1 protein-coding gene and 1 pseudogene are annotated in these 1,652 nt (G+C 57.4%); both read right to left on the reverse strand.

All coding sequences use genetic code 11. From position 1 onward, the window contains the following. Window positions 1-740 (reverse strand): annotated as a pseudogene (locus BLW97_RS18305) (efflux RND transporter periplasmic adaptor subunit); the annotation flags it as partial. Then, on the reverse strand, window positions 737-1,652 hold a 916-nt coding region (locus BLW97_RS18310; RefSeq protein WP_075324194.1), incomplete at its 5' end, for a TolC family protein. The pseudogene BLW97_RS18305 and the gene BLW97_RS18310, both read right to left, overlap by 4 nt.

Here is a 1,652-nt window from a genome sequence, read left to right on the forward strand (position 1 = left end):
TGCGGTGCGATATAGCTGCCCTGATGCACGTTGAGCTTCTCGATGACGCCAGAAGCCGGCGCCCTTAATGCGACATCCCGCTCAGCATGACCGTGCAGGGCGAGTGCAGTAATCTCGTTTCTGGACATCCCGAGTAATTGCAATTTCGTCTGAGCAGCCGCCAGCAGGGCGGGATCTGCCGTTCGTCCCTGTTGGCGCCGCGCAATGAGATACTCCTGCTGGGCACTGTATAATGCCGGAGAATAAATCTCGGCAAGCACCTGGCCGCGTTGCACCGTGTCCCCCACCGCCCTGACACGCAACTGTTCCACCCAACCAGAGAAGCGCGGGTTCACTGAATATACTCGGTTTTCGTCCACGGCCACGGTTCCTACGGTGTGAATGGTATGGCCCATTTGCCGTTCCTGGACCTGCACAAGACGGACCCCCAGGTTTTGCGCCATCTGTGAATTGATATGCAATCCCGAGGGCTTTTGTGCATTGGTACCGGGAGCGTAGACCGGGATATAGGCCATGCCCATGTTGTCCTTCATCGGGTGATTCGAATGAATCTTGGGATTCATGGGGGAAGCCCAATAGAGAATATGGCGCTGGTCGGTGCTGTTGTTCGGGGAAGGCCGTTGGCTTTTGGTGAGATTCGGCACGGCACTGGGCGTTCGTAACCACCAAGCCCCGCCGGCACCCAAGGCTACACCCAGCGCAAGGAGACCCACAGGGAGGGTCCATTGACGGAATTTCATGACGTTGTCCTCCCTTGCGTGGTGAGGAAATCGAGCTCCGCGACACTGAGAGCGAGATCACGGCGATACTGCAGACGGGTCAGCGCATAGCGCAATACCGCATTTTGGGTGCGCAACACCGCATCCATGTGGGCCTGTCCAGAGGTATAAGCAGCGAGCGTCGCTGAAAATGCCTGCTGTGCCTTGGGTACTAGACGCTCATCGGTCCGTGTCCATTCTTTTTTCAGCGCAGTATAACGGGCGAATGTGCTGCGCAGCTGCTGGATCAGCGCTAAATGCTGGTCGTCAAAACGATATTGGGCCTGCAGCGCCCGCGCTCGGGCGGCGTCCACATTCTGATCCTGTCGGTCTTCCGGAAAGATGGGCAGGCTCAGGTTGACGCCTACAGACAACCAGTTCGGACTGCCCGGATAGAAATCCTGACCATAGGCAGCACTGACGGTAACATTGGGCCAATAGCTCCGTTGAGCGACTTGTACCCCGATTTGCGCAGCGCGCGATTGCGCCTGTGCAGAGCGCAAGAGAGGCTGCCCCAAAAGACGGGTTTCTGCGGTTCGCAAGGTTTTGGGCGACGGAAGATGCGGCCATCGGTTTTGTATGGAAGGTGGCTGCGATAGATTCAGGATCTGGGCAATTTGTGCAAGATAGCGCGTTCGTTCGGCTTGTAATTTGCTGATGTCATTCGCAAGATCGTCTCGTGCCAGTTGGGCCCGGAGTACATTGGCCTCTGATCCCCGTGCGGATCGATAGAGCGCCAGTGCAGCCTGCACGCTCTCGGCTTGCAACTGTTCCTGATGCCGGACCGTCATTATGGCTTTGTCGGTATAGAGCGCTTGCAGCCAGGCGCGGCGTAACAACAACACTAATTCGGCGGACTGGCCTTGCAGGGTATCCGTAGCTGCTGCAGCTTCC

The sequence above is a fragment of the Acidithiobacillus albertensis genome, from assembly GCF_001931655.1.
In the GTDB taxonomy this organism is placed as follows: domain Bacteria; phylum Pseudomonadota; class Gammaproteobacteria; order Acidithiobacillales; family Acidithiobacillaceae; genus Acidithiobacillus; species Acidithiobacillus thiooxidans.